The organism is Comamonas sp. CAH-2 (assembly GCF_009668305.1).
In the GTDB taxonomy this organism is placed as follows: domain Bacteria; phylum Pseudomonadota; class Gammaproteobacteria; order Burkholderiales; family Burkholderiaceae_C; genus Comamonas; species Comamonas aquatica.
Genome location: NZ_VSWF01000015.1, coordinates 36,325 through 52,351, shown reverse-complemented (window position 1 = coordinate 52,351; position 16,027 = coordinate 36,325). Strand labels below are relative to the sequence as shown.

Genomic DNA, 16,027 nt, shown 5'->3' with positions numbered 1-16,027 from the left:
TCTCTTGCATTAGGGGGTGGGTTACAGGGCTTCCTTGCCGGTCTCGCCGGTACGGATGCGCACGACCTGCTCCAGGTCGTAAACGAAAATCTTGCCGTCGCCGATCTTGCCGGTGCGGGCCGCGCCTTCGATGGCTTCGATCACCTGCTCGAGCACGGCATCGTCGACCGCGGCTTCCAGCTTCACCTTGGGCAGGAAGTCGACGACATATTCGGCGCCGCGGTACAGCTCGGTGTGACCTTTTTGGCGGCCGAAGCCCTTCACCTCGGTCACGGTGATGCCCTGTACGCCAAGCTGTGACAGTGCTTCGCGCACCTCGTCGAGCTTGAAGGGCTTGATGATGGCTGACACCATTTTCATAAGACGTTCCTCCGGGAAGCTGGCAGTTGTAAAAAGTGTTGTGACAAGCCCTTTAAGCATGGAGCGTGCCAACCAACGGCCTTGAAGCGGAGCAGGCCCGCGTTCTACAGTGCACATCTGGAAACATCGCGCGATGCACCACTTTAGTGCAAACCCGCGGTGGCATGTGCTGCTTTTTTGTGCACCTTTTGAGGGAGAACCGCCCCATGAGCCTGGCTTGCGTCCAAAGTCGTGCCCTTTTGGGGCTGCAAGCGCCCGCCGTCACCGTGGAAGTGCATCTGGCCAACGGCCTGCCCAGCCTGGCCCTGGTGGGGCTGGCCGACGTGGAGGTCAAGGAAGCCCGCGAGCGCGTGCGCTGCGCCATCGTCAACAGCGGCCTGGAATTTCCGACCAACAAGCGCATCACCGTGAACCTGGCGCCGGCCGACCTGCCCAAGGACTCCGGCCGCTTCGACCTGCCCATCGCCCTGGGCATCCTGGCCGCCAGCGGGCAGATCGATGCGGCGCGGCTCCACGGCTGGGAGTTCGCGGGCGAGCTGTCGCTGTCCGGCGAGCTGCGGCCGGTGCGCGGGGCCCTGGCCACCAGCCTGGCCCTGCCCTGGGGGCAGACCCCGGCACGCCTGGTGCTGCCGCTGGACAGCGCCGCCGAGGCGGCCTGCGCCCCGCAGGCCGAGGTCTATGGCGCCGCCCACCTGCTGGATGTGGTGGCGCAGCTGCTGCCCCCGGGTGCCACCCCGCACGACCGCGCCAGCGCAGGCTGGCAGCGCATGCCGCCGCCACCGCGCCAGGCGCCCCGGACCCTGCTGGATCTGGCCGAGGTCAAGGGCCAGGTCCAGGCCAAGCGCGCCCTGGAGATTGCCGCCGCCGGCAGCCATGCCGTGCTGCTGGTCGGCCCGCCCGGCTCGGGCAAGTCCATGCTGGCCCACCGGTTTGCCGGCCTACTGCCACCGATGACCGAGCAGGAGGCCGTCGAAAGCGCGGCCATCGCCAGCCTGTGCGGGCGCTTCCAGGCCACGCAGTGGGGCCAGCGCCGCACCGCCCACCCGCACCACACGGCCAGCGCCGTGGCCCTGGTCGGCGGAGGCTCACCGCCCAAGCCCGGCGAAATCTCCCTGGCCCACCACGGCACGCTGTTCCTGGACGAATTCCCCGAATTCAGCCGCAGCGCGCTGGAGGCCCTGCGCGAGCCGCTGGAGACCGGCTGCATCACCATCGCCCGCGCCACGCACAGCGCGGAGTTCCCGGCGCGCTTTCAGCTGATTGCGGCCATGAACCCCTGCCCCTGCGGCTTCTGGGGCAGCGCCCAGCGCAGCTGCCGCTGCACGCCCGACCAAGTGGCGCGCTACCAGGGCAAGCTCAGCGGCCCGCTGCTGGACCGCATCGACCTGCACGTCGAGGTGCACAGCCTGCCGGCCGAGCAATTGCTGGCCAGCGCCGAGGGCGAACGCAGCCAGGCCGTGCAGGCCCGCGTGGCCCAGGCGCGGGCGCGGGCCCTGCAGCGCCAGGGCTGCAGCAACCAGTTGCTGCAGGGCGACGCGCTGGAGCAGCACCTGCAGCTGGAGGACAGCGCTGCCGCCCTGGTGCGCAAGGCTGCCGACCGCCTGGGCTGGTCGGCCCGCGCCACCCACCGCGCGCTGCGCGTGGCACGCACCATCGCCGACCTGGCCGGCAGCCCCCACATCGCCAGTGCCCACGTGGCCGAGGCCATGCAGTACCGCCGCACCCTGGTGCCCGCCAGCCCCTGAGCACCGCCTCAAAAAAACCTGCCAAATTGGCCTGCAACGCTTGCTGCGCCTGCGCAGGGCGCTATGCCATCAGGAGTTCTTCGGCTTCGGCCATTTGCTGGGGCGGCGCCACGGTCTCGTGCAGCAGCTGCACCCAGGCGCGCAACGCGGGCGACCAGCTGGCCTCGGGACCGCTGACCAGGCAGGTGTCCACCCGGGCGATGTCGGCCAGACCCGGGGGCAGCGCGCAGCCCTGCACGCCAAAGCGCGCCTGCTGGGCCTGCACCACGGACTGGGGCAGCAGCGCATAGCCCATGCCGGCGGCGACGCAGCCCAGGATGGCGTCCAGCGAGCCCAGCTCCATGATGCGCGCCGAGGTGATGCCCTGGCTGGCCAGTAGCAGCTCAATGCGCTGGCGGTAGCTGCAGCCCTGGCGGAAGGCCAGGAAGGGCTGCTGGCACAGCTGCTGCGGCGTGGGGAACTGCGCCAGCGGCGCGCTGCCGACCAGTACCAGGGTTTCGCGGAACACCGGCCAGGCCTGCAATCGCGGCTGCGGTGGCTGGCCGGCGACCAGGGCGCAGTCCAGCCGCCCGGCCAGCATCTCGTCGACCAGAAAGGCCGTGGGGCCGGTGCGCAGCTCCATCACCATGCCGGGGTGGCGGCGGTGCAGTTGGGCCAGCAGCGGCGGCAGGCGCAGCGCGGCCGTGGTCTCCATGGAGCCGATGCACAGCGCCCCCGGCGCCGCCTGGCGGCCCTGCAGCAGGGCCAGCACCTCGTCGTGCGAGGCCAGCATGTGCCGCGCATGGCCGCGCAGCAGCCGCCCGGCCGAGGTCGGCACCACCGGCGTGCTGCGCTCCAGCAGTTGCGCGCCCAGCTCTTCCTCCAGCTTCTTGATGTGGGCCGTCACGTTGGACTGCACGGTGTGCAGCTGTTGCGCGGCCGCGCCGAAACTGCCGGTCTCGCACACGGCCTCGAAGATGCGCAGGGATTTGAGTTGCATGGCACCACCTCATCACGAAAGAAGATTTCTGCCTTCATTTTGAATCATTGGACAAGATGCAGCACGCCGCTAAGCTGTGGACTCCTGCCACCCGACCCTGCGCGCCGTGATCCAACGCAACGAACTTCCGCTTTTCCTCACCGGCTTTCTGGCCACGCTCAGCGGCGTCGGGCTGGCGCGCTTTGCCTACACCGCGCTGATGCCGCAGATGGTGCTGGCGGGCTGGTTCACCGGCGAGCAGGTGGCCTACCTGGGCGCGGCCAACCTGCTGGGCTACCTGATCGGGGCGCTGGCCGCCGCACCGCTGGCCGAGCGCCTGGGCGCCGTGCGCGTGCTGCAGGGCTGCTGGATCGCGGTGACGCTGAGTTTTCTGGGCTGCAGCATGGCCCAGCCCATGGCCGTGTTCTTCATCTGGCGCCTGGTGTCCGGCATTGCCGGGGCCACACTGATGGTGCTGGGCCCCTCGGTGGCCATGGCGGCCACGCCGCTGGCGCGCCGCGCAGCGCTGGGGCCGCTGATGTTCAGCGGCATCGGCGTGGGCGCGCTGCTGTCGGCCACCCTGGTGCCGGCCCTGGCGCAGCAAAGCCTGAGCGCCGTCTGGTGGGGCCTGGCCCTGGTCTGCGCGGCCACCACCTGGTGGGGCGTGCGCCAGGCGCGCCAGCTGCCGGCGCCCGTGCCCATGGCAGTGACGCCCGGCCCCCAGGTGCCGAGCCCGCCCGCCCTGGTGTGGAGCCTGCCGGTGGTGCTGGTGTTCCTGGCCTACACCACGGATGGCTTCGGCTTTGTGCCGCACACCGTGTTCTGGGTGGACTATCTGGCGCGCGAGCTGCACCTGGGCGCCGGCTATGCCTCCACCCAATGGGCCATGTTCGGCCTGGGTGCCGTGGCCGGCCCGCTGTGCGCTGCGCTGTGTGCCACGCGCTGGGGCTGGTGGCGCACCACCACCGGGGCCTACGCCCTCAAGGCGGTGGCCATCGGCCTGCCCCTGGTCTGGGCCGGCTTTGCCGGCCATGCGGTCTCGGGCTTCGTTGTCGGAGCGCTGTCGCCCGGCATGGCGGCCATCACCTCGGGCTACCTGATGCAGCTCATCGGCCCGGCGCGCCACAAGCGTATGTGGGGCTATGCCACCGCCGCCTTTGCGCTGCTGCAGGCCACGGCCGGCTACCTGATGGCCTATGTCTACGCCAGCACCGGCAGCTACCGCAGCCTGTTTGCCCTGGGCTGCACGGCCCTGGCGCTGGGCACGCTGCTGGTGGCGTTTTCACGACCAAAAACCACACCTGCACAGGCCTGACAAGCGCTGATTGCTTCTTTTTTTGCATCTCTCTGTGAACCCACCATGCAACTGTTTCTGAACACCACCTCGCCCTTTGCCCGCGTGGCCCGCATTGCCGCGCTGGAGAAAGGCCTGGCCGAGCGCGTGCAGCTGGTCTGGTCCGACCCCTGGAACCACGACCCGGCCCTGCTGGCCGTCCACCCCCAACTGCGCATCCCGGTGCTGGTGACGGACGAGGGCCAGGCGATCGCCGAATCCCTGCTGATCGCCCAGTACCTGGACCAGATCGGCACCGGCCCGGCCCTGGTGCCCCCCACGCAGTGCGCTGCGGTGCTGGCCCAGGCCAGCGTGGGCTATGGCCTGATGGAAGCCGCGTTTGCCGTGGTGATTGCGCGCAAGTACCAGGGCACCGAGGCCGATGCCAGCGTGCTGGGCCAGCGCCGCCTGGCCGCCCTGGGCCGTACCCTGGCGCAGCTGGAGCAGACGCCGCCGCGCCCCGTGGGCGCTGACTTCAGCCTGGACCAGATCACCGTGGCCGTGGGCCTGGAGTACGTGCGCTTTCGCCTGCCGGCGCTGCTGCCCGCCGATGCCTATCCACGCCTGCACGCCTGGCTGGAGGCCGCCCGCCAGCGCCCCAGCCTGCACGCCACCCGGTTTGAGTGAGGGCCTGGCCCCGGCACCGCCGCTGGGGGGTGCTGTCACACCCCACCGCACCCCCATAAATCGATAGCTACTTCCGCAGGCAGCACAGGCCCTCCCGTCTTTTTTCATGCCCCGTCCACTACACTGGCCCATTGCTAATTTTTGGGGATGGTCCTGTGTCTTCTTCTGTTTCTGCCTGCATTTCCCGCCGCCACTGCCTGCTGGCGGGCTTGTTCACCGCCTCGGCCCTGGGCCTGTCAGGCTGCGCCACCGCCCCGTCTGACACCGCCGCCCCCGAGGCCACCCCCGAGGAACTGCAGGATGCCCTGGTGCAGCGCTTCTACCGCGCGCTGGCCGATGGTGATTTCGACCGGAGCATCAGCATGGTCTCGGCACGCAGCCTCTCCAAAGAGCAACTGGCCGAGCTGACCCCCAAGCTGCGCCAGATGCTGGCCGGCGCCAAATCCAAGGTCGACGCCAAGGGCGGGCTGCAGAAGGTGGAGATCGTGGAACGCGTGCCCTCTGCCACCCGAGAGAACGTCATCCAGCTGCGGGTGCTGGTCACCTACGGCGATGGCAACACCCGCCGCGAGCGCATGAACCTGTTCCTGGACAACGGCGTCTGGAAAGTCCAGCTGTGAGTGCGTGGCGGCGCCACAGCGTCGCCTTCGGTCTGGCCCTGCTGGTCGGTGGGCATGCCGGGGCCACCCCGCCACTGCCCGCACAGGCCGCCGCCGGTGACCTGCTGTTCCGCCAGGGCACGGAGACCATCAGCCACCTGGTGCGCGCCGTCGACACCAGCGACTTCAGCCACGTGGGCCTGCTGGTGGCACCGACCGATCCCACTGGCCCCTGGCAGGTGCTGCACGCCACCCCGTCCGAAAAGCCCGGCCAGCCCGATGCCGTAGTGCTAGACACGCTGGACTTCTACCTGGACCCGCAACGCGCCCGGGCCTACCAGCTGTACCGGGTGCCCGCCAGCGCTCCGGCCCGCCAGCAGGCCGTGGCCTGGGCCCTGGCCCAGCAGGGCCGTGCCTTCGATCTGGTGGACGCCGAACGCGGCCTGTACTGCACCACACTGGCGGTGCAGGCCTGGCAGCACGGCGGTGTGGCCCTGGACGTGGCCTACACCGACGTGACCCTGCCGCTGCTGCGCGGCCGCTACCTGCTGCCCAGCGGCCTGCGGCGCGCGCCCCAGCTGCAGGCCCTGACGCCCGTGCTGCCGATCACGCCGTAGCGCACCGGCATGCCCAGGTGCTGCTGGCGCACGCCAGGCCGGCACTCACATCCACGCAGCGACTGCTGTGCTTACTCTTCGTCTACCTCGGCGTAGCAATTTTCATAAATCTCCTTGATGGTCTTTCCATGGAAAGTCCATCAAGGAGAAGGCTGCAAAGGATAGTTATCCGGATAGCCCAGCACCTTCCTCGTCGCCGCAGTCAGTGAGCATTCCTCGCCCTGGAAACGGACCGTTTTAGGACCACAAACCGTCACTTGTGCCGAGGCGTCTTTAAACCACAAAACACTATGCAGGGGGAATGTCCAGCTCTGTGAAATTCATCCGTGGACGGCGTTTCTTCATCGTCTCAGCCGCTTGCAAATCAGCCTGGGTCGCATCGGCCTCAATCACGCTTTCGACATCCTTGGTGGCATCTTCCACATGCAATAACTTCAGGATTGAGATGACGCGATCAGGCTCAATCCGGAAGAATTCGCGGTTCGCATTCACACGCGCATTCCCATATGCATGGTGCAAGGCCTTCTCGACCTCTGCTGAATCGTGCACACGGCAAGCAAACGCACAGTCAAAAGGCACGGGAACTCCGGTACTGAAGAGCTGCTTCATCCGCACCTCGACCTCGTCCTGTGTGGTCTTCCCAATTTTGACCAGCCCGGGCATCGCAGGATTGGTCAGTACATACACAATTTGCAGCGCACGTTGCACGGTAGGGTCCTCGCTCAAACACCCAGATATTGTCTGCGCACATTCGCATCGCCCGCCAGCGCCGCCATGGCGCCGGACCAGACGATCTGCCCCTTCTCCAGCACATAGGCGCGGTCGGCCACGGCCTGGGCGAAGGGCAGGTTCTGCTCGGACAGCAGGATGCCGATGCCCGCCTGCTTGAGCTGCAGGATGGTGCGCGCCATCTGCTCCACGATCAGCGGGGCCACGCCCTCTGACGGTTCATCGAGCAGCACCAGGCAGGGCTGGCCCATCAGCGTGCGCGCCACGGTCAGCATCTGCTGCTCGCCACCGCTCATGCGGCCGCCCAGGCGGTCGGGCATTTCGCCCAGGTTCGGGAACAGTGCAAACAACTTTTCAGGCGTCCAGTGCGGCACCGCCGTCCCGTCGGGCCAGGTGCGCGGCGGCTGGCGGCCGACTTCCAGGTTCTCCAGCACCGTCAGCTCGGTGAAGATGCGCCGGTCCTCGGGCACATAGCCCAGGCCACGCTGGGCGATCTGGTGCGCGGCCTTGCGCGCCAGGTCCTCGCCCCTGAAAAGAATTTTTCCTTCGCGGCGCGGCACCAGGGCGGCAATGCTTTTGAGCGTGGTGGATTTGCCCGCGCCATTGCGCCCCATCAGCGCCACGACCTCGCCGCGCCCGACCTGCACCGACACGCCGTGCAGGATGTGGGCGGCGCCGTACCAGGCGTGCAGGTCGTCGACCTGCAGCAAGGGTGTTTTAGGCTGTTCACGCCCGTCCTGCTTGCCCATGCTGCTCTCTATTTCCATCATTCCTGTGCCTCCAGCACCCAGCCCGTGCCCAGGTAGGCCTGCTGCACCCGCGCATCGTCGCGGATGGCCTGCGGCGTGCCTTCGGCCAGCAGTTGGCCGCGCACCAGCACGGCCACGCGGTCGGCCAGACCGAAGACCACGTCCATGCTGTGTTCGGTGAACAGCACACCCATCTGCCGCGCCCGGGCCAGGTCACGCGTCAGCTGCATCAGCGCCACGCGCTCGCCCGGCGCCATGCCGGCCGTGGGTTCGTCCATCAGCAGCAGCTGCGGGTCGTGGGCCAGCGCCAGCGCCAGCTCCACGCGCTTCACATCGCCATAGGCCAGTTCGCTGCAGGGCCGGTCGGCCTGCGCCGCCATGCCCACCTGCTCCAGCAGGGCCAGCGCATCGTCCCGGCGGTGGGTGGCGGCGCGCGGCCACCAGCGGAAAGTGCGCCGGTCGTGCGACAGCAGGGCCAGCTGCACGTTCTCGACCACGCTGAACGAGGCAAAGGTCTGCGCGATCTGGAAGGTCCGCCCCACGCCGCGTCGCCAGATGGCGCGCGGCGCCAGCCCGGCGATGTCCTGCCCGCGCAGCAGCACGCGGCCACGGTCGGGCACCAGTTGCCCGCCGACCATGTTGAAGGTGGTGCTCTTGCCCGCGCCGTTAGGCCCGATCAGGGCCAGCATCTCGCCGGCCTGCAGCGCCAGGGACACGCCCTGCACGGCCTGCACGCCGCCAAAGGATTTGCTCAGTTGTTCGACCTGCAGCAGTGTCATGCCCCACCTCCGCGCCGCGCCAGCCGGCGCCCCAGCCACTGCGCCGATCCGGCCAGCCCCTGCGGAAACAGCAGCACCAGCAGCAGCATGATGGCGCCCATCAGCGCGCGCCAGTAATCGGTGTTGCGCGCCACCGTGTCGTGCAGCCAGGTGAAGGCCGCCGAGCCGACCACCGGCCCCGCCAGGGTCTGGATCCCGCCCAGCAGGACCATGACCAGCGCATCCACGCTGCGGGTCACGCCCAGGCTGTCGGGGGCCACGCTGCCCTTGGAAAACACGAACAGTGCCCCGGCCACGCCCGCAAAGCCCGCGGCCACCACCAGGGCCGTCCACTGGATGCGGCGCACGTCCAGGCCAATCGCATCGGCGCGCACGGCGGAGTCGCGCGCGGCGCGCAGCGCATAGCCCAGGGGCGCAAACAGCAGGCGGCGCAGCAGGTACAGACCTGCAGCACAGACGGCCAGCGCCAGCCAGTAGAAGGCAGCGCCCTGGTCGGCCCAGGCCGAGGGCCAGACCCCGGTCAGGCCGTTGCTGCCGCCGGTGACCGCATCCCACTGGAACACGATGGCCCAGGTAATCTGCGCAAACGCCAGGGTCAGCATGGTCAGGTACACGCCCGACAGGCGCACGCAGAACCAGCCGTACAGCAGGGCCCCGGCCACGGCGGCCAGGGGCCCCAGCAGCAGGGCCGCTTCCATGGGCAGATCCAGCGCCCGCACGGCCAGGGCCGCGCCATAGGCCCCCAGTCCGAAGTACGCCGCATGGCCGAACGAGTGCAGCCCGCCCGGACCCAGGATGCAGTGCAGGCTGGCCGCGAACAGCGCGGCGATCAGCATATCGGTCAGCAGCACGGTGGCATAGCTGTCCTGGCCGGCGGCCAGCGGCAGCAGCACCAGGCCCAGCAGCAGCACGGCCCAGGCGGTGCGGCCGGCACCCCCGGCGAGGCGCAGCGGCTGCTCGGGCGTGCCTGCCACGCGTGCCGGGGCCTGGGGCCGGCCCAGCAGGCCCCAGGGGCGCCAGATCAGCACGGCGGCCATGACCAGGAATTCCACCACCAGCGTCAGCTTGGAGAACGACACCGTCACCCCCAGCACTTCCTGCACGCCCAGCCAGATGCACACGGCCTTGATCTGCGCAATCAGCAGCGCGGCGATGAAGGCGCCGGGGATGCTGCCCATGCCGCCCACCACCACCACCACGAAGGCGGCGCCGATGGTGGTCATGTCCATCTCCAGGCTGGCCGGCTCGCGCGGCAGTTGCAGCGCACCGGCCAGGCCCGCCAGCAGCGTGCCCAGGGCGAACACCGCCGTGAACAGCCAGGCCTGGTTCACGCCCAGCGCGCCGACCATCTCGCGGTCCTGCGTGGCCGCGCGCACCAGGATGCCGAAGCGCGTGCGCGTCAGCAGCAGGGTCAGGCCCAGCAGCACCAGCGGGCCAACGGCGATCAGCAGCAGGTCATAGGTGGGAAAGCTGCGGCCCAGGATGTCGACCGCGCCCTCGAAGCCCGCGGCGCGCGGACCGAACAGCTCCTCCGGCCCCCACAGCCACAGGGCCGCGTCCTTGATGACCAGCACCAGGGCAAACGTGGCCAGCAGTTGGAACAGCTCGGGCGCCTGGTAGATGCGGCGCAGCAGCAGCATTTCGGTCAGCGCGCCCAGCACACCGCAGACCAGCGGTGCCAGCAGCAGCGCCGGCCAAAAGCCCAGGCTCGGCGCCAGGGTCTCGACGCTGGTGAACGCCAGGTAGGCGCCCAGCATGAAGAACGAGCCGTGCGCGAAATTGATGGTGCGCGTGACCCCGAAGATCAGCGACAGCCCCACGGACACCAGGAACAGCGACGACGCGCTGGCCAGCCCGTTGAGCAATTGGGCCAGCAGGCCAGATGCGCTCATGCGGCAATGCTCCTCAAACTCAGGATTGCTGTGTGGCAGGTGTGAAAAAGCCACCCGGGCGCCCAGGCCCGGGTGGCTGTTCGCCCCGGTGGCTTATTGTGCGCTGGCGGGACGCAGCTTTTTGACCTCGGCGTCCGAGGGCTGGTAGTCCTTGCCATCGGCATAGTAGAAGTCCACCATCACGCCGCGCTGCAGCTCCTTGCTGTAGGTGGTCTTGCCCACATAAGCGCCCATGGTGGACTGGTGGTCCTGCGGGCGGTAGGTGATGGGGCCCCAGGGCGTGTCCACGTGCAGCCCCTGGAAGGCGCGAATCAGGGCCTCGGTGTCGGTGCTGCCAGCCTTGCGGATGCCCGCAGCCAGCGACTGGATGGCGTTGTAGCCGACGATGGTGCCCAGGCGCGGATAGTCCTTGTACGCGGCCTGGTAGGCCTTCAGAAAGGCATCGTGGGCCGGGGTCTTGATGGCATACCAGGGGTAGCCGGTGACGATCCAGCCCTCGGGCGCTTCTTGGCGCAGCGCGTCCAGGTACTCGGGTTCGCCCGACAGCAGGCCCACCACCTGGCGGCCCTTGAACAGGCCACGGGTGTTGCCTTCGCGCACGAACTTGCCCAGGTCCACCGAGAACAGCACGTTGAAGATGGCATCGGGCTTGGCATCGGCCAGCGCCTGCACCACCGCGCCGGCGTCGATCTTGCCCAGCGGGGGCGCCTGCTCGGCAACGAATTCGATGTCCGGCTGGGCCTGCTGCATCAGCTGCTTGAAGGTCGCCACGGCCGACTGGCCGTACTCGTAGTTGGGGTAGACGATGGCCCAGCGCTTCTTGTTCAGCTTCTTGGCCTCCTGCACCAGCATCGCCGTCTGCATGTAGGTCGAGCCGCGCAGGCGGTAGGTGTAGCGGTTGCCATTGGCCCACACCACCTTGTCGGTCAGGGTTTCGGAGGCCAGGAAGAAGCGCTTCTTCTGCCCGGCGTAGTCGGTCAGCGCCATGCCCACGTGCGACAGGAAGGAGCCGGTCAGCACGTCGATCTTTTCACGCGTGTACAGCTCTTCGGCGGCGCGCACGGCGTCGCCGGGGTTGCCGTTGTCATCGCGCACCACCAGCTCCACCTTCTTGCCCAGCAGCCCGCCCGCGGCATTGATCTCCTGCACCGCCAGGTCCATGCCCTTCTTGTAGGGCTCGAGGAAGGCCGGCATGGCCTTGTAGCTGTTGACCTCCCCAATCTTGAGCACCCCCTGCGCCCAGGCAGGAACAGCGGCCAAGGCCATCAAGGGCAACGCCCAGCGCTTTTGCATATGTCGTCCTCCACGGCGCCACCCGGTGCAGCTCTGCGCGTCTGCTGACGGATGCCGCCAATTAATACTCAAATTGAGTATTTATGACTAAAAAAAAGTGCCGCCACGGCGTGCACGGGCACTTATGCTAATTCCGAGCATTAATCCTTGTCAAGCCAGACAGGCAGGTGCTTATTACTAATCCATATCAAATCTCGGACGGCAACCGCACCCGTGGGACCGCATTTCTCGGACAATAGCGGTCTACCTTATAAGAAGCCGGCCCGCTATACCCGCTGTGCATATGCGCAGCACCCAAGGTTCGCCACCTGGCTGCTAACGCTCGGGCAGGCTGTGCCCATTTTTGCTTTACCCGTCTTTTGTCATCATGAGTGCTTTCCTCGAAGAACGCGTCCTGTCCGTGCACCACTGGACCGACCGCCTGTTTTCCTTCACCACCACCCGCGACACGTCGCTGCGCTTTTCCAACGGCCACTTCACCATGATCGGCCTGAAGGTCGACGGCAAGAACCTGCTGCGCGCCTACTCCATCGCCAGCCCCAACTACGAGGAGCACCTGGAGTTCCTGTCGATCAAGGTCGAGGACGGCCCCCTGACCTCGCGCCTGCAGCACATCCAGGTCGGTGACACCATCATCGTCGGCAAGAAACCCACGGGCACACTGCTGATCGACTACCTGCTGCCCGGCAAGAACCTGTACCTGATCGGCACCGGCACCGGCCTGGCCCCGTGGCTGGCCGTGGCGCGCGACCCTGAGACCTACGAGAAGTTCGACAACGTGGTCGTGGTGCACGGCGTGCGCGAGGTCAAGGAACTGGCCTACCAGGAGATGTTCGAGCAACTGCCCGAGCATGAATTCCTGGGCGAGATCGTCAAGGGCAAGCTGCACTACTACCCCACCGTGACGCGCGAGCCTTTCCGCAACCAAGGCCGTATCACCGACCTGATCAACAACAACGTGTTCCCCCAGTGCCTGGGCCTGCCCGCGCTGAACCCCGAGACCGACCGCGTCATGCTCTGCGGCAGCCCCGCCATGCTGGCCGATCTGAAGCACATGATGGAAGTGCGCGGCTTCAAGGAAGGCAACACCACCACGCCCGGCGACTTCGTGATCGAACGCGCCTTCGTCGAGAAGTAATCCCGCTCTCTCTGCCCAAGGCCCGCCCCGGTTCGCCGCGGCGGGCCTTTTTGTTGGCGAAAGCCCTGTGGCGCCGCGCGCCGGGGGTTTCCATAATCCAGGGCATGCCTGCCCTTCGCGACCCGGCCCTGCCCGCCGCCCCCGACCGCAACTACATCACCGCCCTGGCACGCGGCCTGGAGGTGCTGTCGTGCTTTCGTTCCGGCGAGAAACTGCTGGGCAACCAGGACATCGCGCGCCGCTGCGGGCTGCCCAAGTCCACGGTCTCGCGCCTGACGCACACGCTGACCGCGCTGGGCTACCTGATCCACGTGCCCGAAGAAGGCAAGTACCGCCTGGGCACGGCCACGCTGGCCCTGGGCAGCGCCATGCTGTCGGGGCTGGATGTGCGCAAGATCGCACGGCCGCTGATGCAAAAGCTGTGCGACCTGACGCAGGCCGAGGTGGCCCTGGCCGCGCGCGACCGGCACAGCATGGTCTACATCGAACACTGCCCCAGCCCGCTGCCCATGGACTCGGACCTGGACATCGGCACGCGCCTGCCGCTGGGCACCACGGCCGTGGGCCGCGCCTGGCTGGCGGCCTGCCCGGTGAAGGAGCGCCTGCAGGCGCTGGATTACCTGCAGGCCCATGCGCCCGAGCAGTGGGCCGCCGTCCAGCCCCTGGCGGCGCAGTGGCCGCAGCACCAGGAGCGCCCCCACCCCTGGCTGACCACCTCCTTCGGCGACTGGCTGCCGCACGTCAACGCCATCGCCCTGGCCTTCTCGCCGGGCCGTGGTCTGCCGCTGATGGCCATCAGCTGCGGCGGCCCGGCGCGGCTGATTTCCGCCGACCTGCTGATGTCCCGCGCCCGGCCCGAGCTGGAGCGCATGGTGCGCCGCCTGCAGCAGGCCATCTACCAGGCCTAGCGCCGCGCCGGCAGCAGTTACCGAGACGACAGCGCCGCCGCGCCGCCTCTCCTAGGATGTTTGCTGGAGCGTTCCGCGCTGCGGACTCTCCAGTCCACACCAACAAGCAAGGAGACACGGCATGAGCGTCCGACAACTGTTCAACCTGGCCGGCAAGACCGCGCTGATCACCGGGGGCTCGCGCGGCCTGGGGCTGCAGATGGCCGAGGCCCTGGGCGAGATGGGGGCCCGCCTGGCCATCACGGCGCGCAAGGCCGACGAGCTGGCGGCCGCCAAGGCCCACCTCGAAGGCCTGGGCATCGAGGTCGCCACCTTCACCAACGACCTGCAGCAGTTCGACGCCATTCCGGCGCTGGTCGATACCGTGCTGGCCGAGCTGGGCAGCATCGACATCCTGGTGAACAACGCCGGCGCCACCTGGGGCGCCAAGGCCGAGGACTACCCCGACGCAGCCTGGCACAAGGTCATGAACCTCAACGTCTCCGCGCCCTTCTTCCTGACGCGCGAGGTGGCCAAGCGCGTGATGATTCCCAAGGGCCAGGGCAACGTCATCATCACGGCCTCGGTGGCGGCCTTCAAGGGCACGCCACCGGGCATGCACACCGTGGCCTACAACACCTCCAAGGCCGCCGCCGTGCACCTGGCGCGCACCCTGGCGTCCGAGTGGGGGCCGTACGGCATCCGCGTGAACGCCATCTGCCCGGGCTTTTTCCCCAGCAAGCTGGCCAACGGCCTGATCGACCAGCTGGGCGACCAGTTGATCGCGCGGGCACCGCTGCGCCGCATCGGCGGCGAGGAGGACCTGAAGGGCGCGGCCGTCTACCTGGCCTCGGACGCCTCGCGCCACATGACCGGCCAGGCCCTGGTGCTGGACGGTGGCGCCAGCCTGATCTGATTGAAAAAAGGAGCGGTTCGCGCTGACCATTCAATGATTTCAGACACAAAACACCTTGAAATCATGGTTGGGCAAGCGCAAACCGCTCTTTTTACTGATGATTCCATGGCCATGTTGACCCAACAAAAAGCGCACCTCGGTGCGCTTTTTGTTGGGGGTGTGACCGACCTGTCGGTTTATTTCTTGTCGGTGCTGATCACGGTGATCTTGCCGTCCTGCACCGCGCCACCGCGCTCGCGGGTCAGGGTGCCGCCCTTGTCGTCCACGCCCAACACGCCGCCGGGGTTCACCTGGGGCGACAGCGCCTTGTAGCCCGCATCCAGCTTGGCGTGGATGGCCTTGGCATCGGTGGCCGAGCCAGCCAGCTGCATGGCCTTGGCCGTGGCGTGCACGGCGGTGTAGTTCCACAGGGCCTCGGAGCCGGGCACGCGGCCCGCGAACTTCTGGCCGAAGCGCGCGATGAAGGCCTGGTTGTCGGGCGAAGGGTCGGCCGACACGGGCAGCACGCCGATGGCGCCTTCCAGCACCTCCAGGCCGCCGACGACGCGCGCCATCTCATCCAGCTTGGCCTGGTCCATGACCAGGAAGCCGCCCTTGAAACCCAGCTCGCGCGCCTGCTTGACGACCAGGGCCGTGGGCTCGGAGGCCCCGCCGACGAACAGCACATCGGGCTTGGCCGCCAGCGCCTTGCTGACGCCGCTGTAGAAGTCGGTGGCACGGTTGTAGCTCATGGGGTTCTCGGCCACCACGCTGCCGCCCAGCTTTTCCCAGCCGGGCTTGAAGGCCGCGGCCCAGGCCTTGGCGTAGTCGTGGTCCGCGCCCACCATGGCCACCTTCTTGCCATAGCGCTGCATCAGGTAGCTGGAGAAGGGCTCGATGTAGGTGGTGAACTCCGGCGGAATGCGCAGCGTCAGCTTGTTGCCGCGGTTGGTGATCTGCGGCACCGAGCTGTAGGCCAGCACGATGAAGTTGCTGCGCTCGTTGGTGGTCTGCACCGCGAAGATGCCGCCGGAATGCGGCACCAGGATGGCCGCCGTCTTGTGCTGCTGCACCAGGCGCTGGGCGTTGATGGCGGTCTCCGACGGGTTGTACTTGTCGTCCAGCGGCACGATCTCGAACTTCACCTTCTTGCCGCCCACCTCCAGGTTGGCGGCATTGAGTTCGTCGGCCGCCAGCAGCATGCCGTCCAGCGCATTCTTGCCGTACTGCGCGGCGCCGCCCGACAGCGGCCCCGAGTAACCGATCTTGACCACGTCCTGCGCCATCGCCGGCGCAGCCCAGGTGGCCGCACAGGCCAGGGCCAGCCCGGTCAGCTGGCGGCGATTGAGTCGAGAAAATGCACGCATGGTTGTCTCCTTGTGTGTGGTGTGTCTTGCGTTGCGGAACCAGAACTGCGCACCTCGGC

Annotated in this window: 16 protein-coding genes; 8 read left to right on the top strand and 8 right to left on the bottom strand. The window is 68.0% G+C overall.

From position 1 onward, the window contains the following. Positions 1-21: 21 nt before the first annotated feature. Complete coding sequence (locus FYM52_RS10440) at positions 22-360, bottom strand: P-II family nitrogen regulator (protein ID WP_042411906.1); 339 nt, start codon at positions 358-360, stop codon at positions 22-24. Between the two features lie 206 nt (positions 361-566). Between FYM52_RS10440 and FYM52_RS10435 the strand changes: the two genes are divergently transcribed. After that, a complete protein-coding gene (locus FYM52_RS10435) occupies positions 567-2,105 on the top strand; it encodes a YifB family Mg chelatase-like AAA ATPase (protein ID WP_154164040.1) in 1,539 nt (512 codons plus the stop codon). A 61-nt stretch (positions 2,106-2,166) separates the two neighbouring features. Here FYM52_RS10435 and FYM52_RS10430 read toward each other — a convergent pair whose 3' ends face one another. Then, entirely contained in the window at positions 2,167-3,084 is a 918-nt protein-coding gene (locus FYM52_RS10430; RefSeq protein WP_154164039.1) for a LysR family transcriptional regulator, read from the bottom strand. A 76-nt stretch (positions 3,085-3,160) separates the two neighbouring features. Between FYM52_RS10430 and FYM52_RS10425 the strand changes: the two genes are divergently transcribed. The 4 genes from FYM52_RS10425 (at position 3,161) to FYM52_RS10410 (ending at position 6,239) form a co-directional block, all read left to right on the top strand. Then, positions 3,161-4,378 carry a YbfB/YjiJ family MFS transporter gene (locus tag FYM52_RS10425; RefSeq protein ID WP_370513831.1) on the top strand — a complete coding sequence of 406 codons (1,218 nt, stop codon included), beginning with the start codon at positions 3,161-3,163 and terminating at the stop codon, positions 4,376-4,378. Between the two features lie 45 nt (positions 4,379-4,423). Further along, positions 4,424-5,023: a glutathione S-transferase family protein gene (locus FYM52_RS10420; RefSeq protein ID WP_154164038.1), complete on the top strand. Its 600-nt coding sequence runs from the start codon at positions 4,424-4,426 to the stop codon at positions 5,021-5,023. A gap of 155 nt (positions 5,024-5,178) precedes the next feature. After that, on the top strand, positions 5,179-5,643 hold the full coding sequence (locus tag FYM52_RS10415; protein ID WP_162524693.1) for a DUF4878 domain-containing protein: 465 nt from the start codon (positions 5,179-5,181) through the stop codon (positions 5,641-5,643). After that, positions 5,640-6,239, top strand: a complete 600-nt coding sequence (locus FYM52_RS10410) for a YiiX/YebB-like N1pC/P60 family cysteine hydrolase (RefSeq protein ID WP_162524692.1) — start codon at positions 5,640-5,642, stop codon at positions 6,237-6,239. Before FYM52_RS10415 ends, FYM52_RS10410 begins: the two co-directional genes overlap by 4 nt. A gap of 288 nt (positions 6,240-6,527) precedes the next feature. Here the strand turns inward: FYM52_RS10410 and FYM52_RS10405 are convergent, their stop codons facing one another. The 5 genes from FYM52_RS10405 to FYM52_RS10385 form a co-directional block, all read right to left on the bottom strand. Next, positions 6,528-6,947: a GIY-YIG nuclease family protein gene (locus tag FYM52_RS10405; protein WP_202981137.1), complete on the bottom strand. Its 420-nt coding sequence runs from the start codon at positions 6,945-6,947 to the stop codon at positions 6,528-6,530. Between the two features lie 14 nt (positions 6,948-6,961). Beyond that, positions 6,962-7,738 (bottom strand): ABC transporter ATP-binding protein, encoded by a 777-nt coding sequence (locus FYM52_RS10400; RefSeq protein WP_154164036.1) that lies wholly within the window; start codon positions 7,736-7,738, stop codon positions 6,962-6,964. Continuing rightward, positions 7,735-8,496, bottom strand: coding sequence for an ABC transporter ATP-binding protein (locus tag FYM52_RS10395; RefSeq protein ID WP_154164035.1), 762 nt, complete (start codon positions 8,494-8,496; stop codon positions 7,735-7,737). Before FYM52_RS10395 ends, FYM52_RS10400 begins: the two co-directional genes overlap by 4 nt. After that, the gene (locus FYM52_RS10390; protein ID WP_154164034.1) at positions 8,493-10,388 is read right to left on the bottom strand and encodes an ABC transporter permease; all 1,896 of its coding nucleotides are present in this window, start codon (positions 10,386-10,388) and stop codon (positions 8,493-8,495) included. Before FYM52_RS10390 ends, FYM52_RS10395 begins: the two co-directional genes overlap by 4 nt. Before the next feature lie 93 nt (positions 10,389-10,481). After that, the gene (locus FYM52_RS10385) at positions 10,482-11,681 is read right to left on the bottom strand and encodes an ABC transporter substrate-binding protein (protein ID WP_043385587.1); all 1,200 of its coding nucleotides are present in this window, start codon (positions 11,679-11,681) and stop codon (positions 10,482-10,484) included. 367 nt (positions 11,682-12,048) lie between these two features. On the opposite strand from FYM52_RS10385, the gene FYM52_RS10380 reads away from it, so the two are divergent. From FYM52_RS10380 to FYM52_RS10370, 3 genes are all read left to right on the top strand, one after another. Next, positions 12,049-12,819, top strand: coding sequence for a ferredoxin--NADP reductase (locus FYM52_RS10380; protein WP_043385586.1), 771 nt, complete (start codon positions 12,049-12,051; stop codon positions 12,817-12,819). A gap of 104 nt (positions 12,820-12,923) precedes the next feature. Continuing rightward, positions 12,924-13,727, top strand: a complete 804-nt coding sequence (locus tag FYM52_RS10375) for an IclR family transcriptional regulator (protein ID WP_042411930.1) — start codon at positions 12,924-12,926, stop codon at positions 13,725-13,727. 121 nt (positions 13,728-13,848) lie between these two features. Further along, positions 13,849-14,622: an SDR family oxidoreductase gene (locus FYM52_RS10370; protein WP_043385581.1), complete on the top strand. Its 774-nt coding sequence runs from the start codon at positions 13,849-13,851 to the stop codon at positions 14,620-14,622. 176 nt (positions 14,623-14,798) lie between these two features. On the opposite strand, the gene FYM52_RS10365 is transcribed toward FYM52_RS10370, so the two are convergent. Continuing rightward, positions 14,799-15,968 carry an ABC transporter substrate-binding protein gene (locus FYM52_RS10365; protein WP_042411934.1) on the bottom strand — a complete coding sequence of 390 codons (1,170 nt, stop codon included), beginning with the start codon at positions 15,966-15,968 and terminating at the stop codon, positions 14,799-14,801. Between the last annotated feature and the right edge of the window lie 59 nt (positions 15,969-16,027).

Bases quoted from the DNA above. Each gene is read 5' to 3' on its own strand.
- FYM52_RS10440 (WP_042411906.1), bottom strand. From the start codon at position 360: ATGAAAATGGTGTCAGCCATCATCAAGCCCTTCAAGCTCGACGAGGTG.
- FYM52_RS10435 (WP_154164040.1), top strand. From the start codon at position 567: ATGAGCCTGGCTTGCGTCCAAAGTCGTGCCCTTTTGGGGCTGCAAGCG.
- FYM52_RS10430 (WP_154164039.1), bottom strand. From the start codon at position 3,084: ATGCAACTCAAATCCCTGCGCATCTTCGAGGCCGTGTGCGAGACCGGC.
- FYM52_RS10420 (WP_154164038.1), top strand. From the start codon at position 4,424: ATGCAACTGTTTCTGAACACCACCTCGCCCTTTGCCCGCGTGGCCCGC.
- FYM52_RS10400 (WP_154164036.1), bottom strand. From the start codon at position 7,738: ATGATGGAAATAGAGAGCAGCATGGGCAAGCAGGACGGGCGTGAACAG.
- FYM52_RS10395 (WP_154164035.1), bottom strand. From the start codon at position 8,496: ATGACACTGCTGCAGGTCGAACAACTGAGCAAATCCTTTGGCGGCGTG.
- FYM52_RS10390 (WP_154164034.1), bottom strand. From the start codon at position 10,388: ATGAGCGCATCTGGCCTGCTGGCCCAATTGCTCAACGGGCTGGCCAGC.
- FYM52_RS10385 (WP_043385587.1), bottom strand. From the start codon at position 11,681: ATGCAAAAGCGCTGGGCGTTGCCCTTGATGGCCTTGGCCGCTGTTCCT.
- FYM52_RS10380 (WP_043385586.1), top strand. From the start codon at position 12,049: ATGAGTGCTTTCCTCGAAGAACGCGTCCTGTCCGTGCACCACTGGACC.
- FYM52_RS10375 (WP_042411930.1), top strand. From the start codon at position 12,924: ATGCCTGCCCTTCGCGACCCGGCCCTGCCCGCCGCCCCCGACCGCAAC.
- FYM52_RS10370 (WP_043385581.1), top strand. From the start codon at position 13,849: ATGAGCGTCCGACAACTGTTCAACCTGGCCGGCAAGACCGCGCTGATC.
- FYM52_RS10365 (WP_042411934.1), bottom strand. From the start codon at position 15,968: ATGCGTGCATTTTCTCGACTCAATCGCCGCCAGCTGACCGGGCTGGCC.